The organism is Streptomyces sp. A0642 (assembly GCF_004795105.1).
GTDB lineage: Bacteria > Actinomycetota > Actinomycetes > Streptomycetales > Streptomycetaceae > Streptomyces.
On record NZ_SSBL01000056.1, the window covers coordinates 1 to 5,078 of the forward strand.

Annotated in this window: 2 protein-coding genes; both read left to right on the forward strand. The window is 68.8% G+C overall.

The window, feature by feature from the left end:
- On the forward strand, positions 1–1,109 hold a 1,109-nt coding region (locus E6R60_RS36255), incomplete at its 5' end, for a beta-ketoacyl reductase (protein WP_136330992.1).
- A gap of 8 nt (positions 1,110–1,117) precedes the next feature.
- The coding region (locus E6R60_RS36260; protein ID WP_136330993.1) for a type I polyketide synthase at positions 1,118–5,078 on the forward strand (3,961 nt) is incomplete at its 3' end.

The window sequence follows — 5,078 nt, forward strand, 5'->3', positions numbered from 1 at the left end:
GTGCGATTCCGGTGGATCGGCCGTTGGTGGGTGTGGTGCATCTGGCGGGTGTGCTGGATGACGGGGTGATCGGTTCGTTGACGGCGGAGCGGGTGGGGGCGGTGTTGCGTCCGAAGGTGGACGCGGCATTGAACCTCCATGAGCTGACGCGTGGCATGGACCTCGCCGCCTTCGTCCTCTTCTCCTCGGCTGCCGGGGTGATCGGCAATCCCGGTCAGGGCAATTACGCCGCGGCGAACGCGTTCCTGGACGCGCTGGCCACGCACCGCAGAGCAGAAGGGCTCCCGGCTCAGTCCCTCGCCTGGGGACCGTGGGTGGACGGAGGGATGGCGGACAGCCTGCAGAGTGCGGACTCCCAGCGGATGCGCCGGACAGGCATCGCACCCCTGTCCGCCGACGAGGGGACCACCCTCTTCGACGCGGCCGAGACCGCCGGCGGGCCGGCACTCGTCACCATGCGGATCGAACTCAGCGGAACGGGCGCTCCGGACCCCGGCGACCTGCCCGATCTGTTCCGGACCCTGGTACGGCCGAGTGGCCCCCGCACCACCGAGGCGGCGTCCGGTGCGGCGGCGCTCCGTCGGCGGATGGACGCCCTGACCGACGAGGAGCGCGCAGACCAGGTTCTGGACCTCGTACGCGCGCACGCGGCCGCCATTCTCGGATACGCGGGTTCCTCGGCGATCGAACCGGACCGGGCGTTCAAGGAACTCGGCTTCGACTCGCTGGCCGCGGTGGAGTTCCGTAACGGGCTGGCCCACGCCACGGGACTGCGCCCGCCGGCGACCCTGGTCTTCGACTACCCGAACTCCCGGGCGCTCGCCCAGTACCTCGCGGAGGAACTGAGTCCGGACGCACCGACGGACGACGAGGCCGTCGGGGAGGAGCGGGTCCGGCGCATTCTGCAGGGAATACCCCTGAGCCGTCTCAGGGACGCGGGACTGATGGAAGTCCTGTTCGAACTCGCCGGTGCCCACGACGAGCCGGGAGACCCGGGCGAGGGCACAGACGGGAATTCGCCCGAATCCATCGACTCGATGGATGCCGAGAGTCTGATCAGCATGGCTCTCGACGGTTCCGGCCTTGACGACGCGATCCAGGGAATGTGAGAGCCCCGATGAGTAATTCCGACGAGAAGCTGGTCGCCGCGCTGCGGGCGTCGCTCAAGGAGAACGACCGTCTGCGGGCTCACAACAGGAAACTTTCCGCTGTGGCCCGCGAGCCCATCGCGATCGTCGCGATGAGCTGCCGCTTTCCGGGCGGTGTCGAGTCACCGGAGGCCCTGTGGCAGCTGGTGAACGACGGTGTGGACGCCATATCCGAATTCCCGGAGAACCGTGGCTGGAACGTCGGCTCCCTCTACGACCCGGAGGGCGGGCGCCCGAACACCAGCTATGTCAACAAGGGCGGATTCCTCCACTCTGCGGACACGTTCGACCCGGCCCCCTTCGGGATCAGTCCGAACGAGGCCCTGATCATGGATCCCCAGCAGCGGTTGCTGCTGGAATGCTCGTGGGAGGTTTTCGAGCGGGCCGGAATCGATCCCGCCACGTTGAAGGGCAGCAAGACCGGCGTATTCGCCGGGATGATGTACCACGATTACGCCCACAACAGTGCTACGGGTTCCATCGCGTCGGGCCGGGTCTCGTACGTCTTCGGCTTCGAGGGGCCGTCGATGACGCTGGACACGGCGTGCTCGTCGTCCCTGGTGGCGTTGCATCTGGCGGCTCAGGCACTCCGCTCGGGCGAGTGCTCGATGGCGCTGGCCGGAGGCGTGGCGGTCATGTCGACGCCTGAGGTCTTCGTCGAGTTCAGCCGGCAGGGCGGCCTCTCCAAGGACGGCCGCTGCAAGTCGTTCGCAGGCTCCACCGACGGCACCAGCTGGTCGGAGGGGGCAGGCGTCCTGCTCCTGGAGAAGCTCTCCGACGCTCGCAGTAATGGCCACCCGGTCCTGGCCCTGTTGCGGGGGAGCGCGGTCAATCAGGACGGTGCGAGCAATGGGCTGACGGCTCCGAACGGTCCGGCGCAGCAGCGGGTGATCCGTGCGGCGTTGGCTGATGCGCAGATCTCGTCGGACCAGGTGGATCTGGTGGAGGCGCATGGGACGGGGACCCGGTTGGGTGATCCGATCGAGGCGCAGGCGTTGCTGGCGACGTATGGGCAGGGTCGTCCGGAGGGTGATCCGTTGTGGCTGGGGTCGTTGAAGTCGAACCTGGGGCATGCGCAGGCCGCCGCTGGTGTGGGTGGGGTCATCAAGGCCGTGCAGGCGATTCGGCATGGCGTGCTGCCGAGGACGTTGCATGTGGATGTGCCGACGCCGCAGGTGGACTGGTCGGCGGGTGCGGTGGAGTTGTTGACGGAGTCGCGGGCGTGGCCGGTGCGGGATCGTCCGCGTCGGGTGGGGGTGTCGTCGTTCGGTCTGAGTGGGACGAACGCGCATGTGATCGTGGAGCAGGCTCCGGTGGTGGAGGAGCCGGAGGCGGTCGCTTTCGTGGAGCTGCCGGTGGTGCCGGTGGTGTTGTCGGCGCGGAGCGAGAGTGCTCTGTCTGCGCAGGCCGGGAAGCTGCTGAGCCAGCTAGGAGATGCCGCGTCTGTGTTGGACGTCGGGTTCTCGTCGGTGGTGTCGCGTGCGGTGCTGGAGCATCGTGCGGTGGTCGCTGCGGCCGATCGTGAGGAGCTGGTCCGGGGCCTGACCGCGCTGGCCGAGGGCGGGGTTGAGGCGTCGGTGGTGCGGGGGACGGCACGTCCGGCGGGCAAGGTCGCTTTCCTCTTCACGGGGCAGGGTGCGCAGCGGCTGGGGATGGGCCGGGAGCTGTATGAGGCGTTCCCGGTGTTCGCCGAAGCCTTTGATGGGGTTGTCGGGGAGTTGGACACGCGCCTGGGTCGTTCGTTGCGTGAGGTGGTGTGGGGTGAGGACGCCGGTCTGCTGAACGGGACGATGTTCGCTCAGGCCGGGTTGTTCGCGGTGGAGACGGCGTTGTTCCGGTTGGTGGAGTCGTGGGGAGTGCGTCCCGACTTCCTGGTGGGTCATTCCGTGGGTGAGATCGCGGCTGCCCATGTGTCCGGTGCTCTGTCGCTGTCTGATGCTGCTGAGTTGGTGGTGGCGCGTGGTCGGTTGATGCAGGGGTTGCCGGCGGGTGGGTCGATGGTGGCGGTGGAGGCGACGGAGGCCGAGGTCCTTCCGTTGCTGAACGGTGCGGTGGGGATCGCGGCGGTCAACGGTCCGCGGTCCGTCGTGGTCTCGGGTACGGAGTCGGCGGTTCGTGAGCTGGTCGCGGTGTTCGAGGCGCAGGACCGCCGTACGAGTGTGCTCCGGGTGTCGCATGCGTTCCATTCGCCGTTGATGGAGCCGATGTTGGAGGAGTTCGGGGCGGTGGTGGCGGGGTTGTCGTTCGGTGCTCCGTCGATTCCTGTGGTGTCGGGTGTGTCCGGGGATGTGGCTGAGGGCTGGGGTTCGGCGGCGTACTGGGTGCGGCATGTGCGGGAGGCGGTGCGGTTCGCGGACGCGGTGTCGTTCGTCGCGTCGCGGGGTGTGACGTCGTTCGTCGAGGTGGGTCCGGACGGGGTGCTGTGCGGGATGGCGCAGCAGTCGGTGGACGCGGACGCCTCGGTGTTCGTGCCGGTGGTGCGCAAGGGCCGCCCGGAGGTGGTGTCGGCTGTGACGGCGTTGGGCCGGCTGCATGTGGCCGGGGTCGCGGTGGAGTGGTCCCGGTTCTTCGAGGGTTCGGGAGCCCGCCGCGTCGACCTGCCGACCTACGCCTTCCAGCGTGAGCGCTACTGGATGGAAGCGGAACTCGGCGGCAACGACCCCGCTTCGCTCGGCCTGGGCACGACCGATCACCCCCTCCTCGGCGCGACTGTCGCGCTGGCGGAGGCCGACGAGACGGTGCTCACCGGAAGGATCTCTCTGACCGACCAGGCCTGGATCGCGGATCACGGCGTGCTGGGAAGTGTGCTCCTGCCTGGCACAGCCTTCGTCGAGCTCGCTGTCAGAGCAGGCGATGAGGTCGGCTGCGCCCTTCTGGAAGAGCTGACCCTGCAAGCGCCGCTCGTCGTCCCCGAACAGGGAGGCGTCGCGGTTCAGGTTGCGATCGGAGCAGCCGATTCGACGGGGCGGCGTTCGGTCACCGTGTACTCACGGAGCGAGGGCGCCGATCACGCTCCCTGGACGCGTCACGCCGAAGGCGTGCTGGCCGTGGGTGCCGAGGCCCCGGCTGCGGACCTGACCGTGTGGCCGCCGAAGGGTGCTGCGGCGATCAGTGTCGAGGGGGCCTACGAACTCCTCGCGGAACGAGGTTACGGCTATGGGCCGGTGTTCCAGGGGCTCAAGGCGGCCTGGACCTCGGGGGAGGAGCTGTACGCGGAGGTTGCCCTGCCCGATGCGGCACACGACGACGCCCAGCGCTTCGGTCTGCACCCGGCTCTGCTCGACGCGGCCATGCACGTGGCGCTCATCGATGACGGGGCACGGACCGACGAATCGACCGTCCTGCCCTTCGCCTGGACCGACGTCGCTCTTCATGCGGCCGGCGCATCGGCTCTCCGCGTCCGGATCGCACCGGCCGGGCAGGACAGCGTGTCGGTCCTGGTGGCCGACGGGACCGGTCAACCGGTACTCACCGTAGGAGCGTTGGTCTCCCGTCCGGTGTCGGTGGAGCAGTTGGCTGGTGCGGGTGAGGGCGGTGGGTTGCATGAGGTGGTGTGGCGGTCGTTGGTGACCGCTGGGGTCGTGGAGGGTCCGGTTGAGGCGGCGGTGTTCGAGGTGCCGGTGCCGGCGGTGGGTGTGGACCCGGTTGATCCGGTGGGGGGTGTGCGGTCGGTGCTGGGCGGGGTGTTGGAGGCGGTCCAGGGCTGGCTGGAGGGTGAGGAGGCGGGTCCGTTGGTGGTGGTGACCCGTGGTGCGGTCGCTACGGGTTGTGATGTGGGTGTGGATGTGTGTCAGGCGCCGGTATGGGGTTTGGTGCGGGCGGCGCAGGCGGAGAATCCGGGCCGGTTCGTTTTGGTGGATGTGGATCCTGCGGGTGGTGGGTTCGGGGATGTGGCGGGTGTGGTGCTGGCTTCGGGTGAGCCGGAGGTGG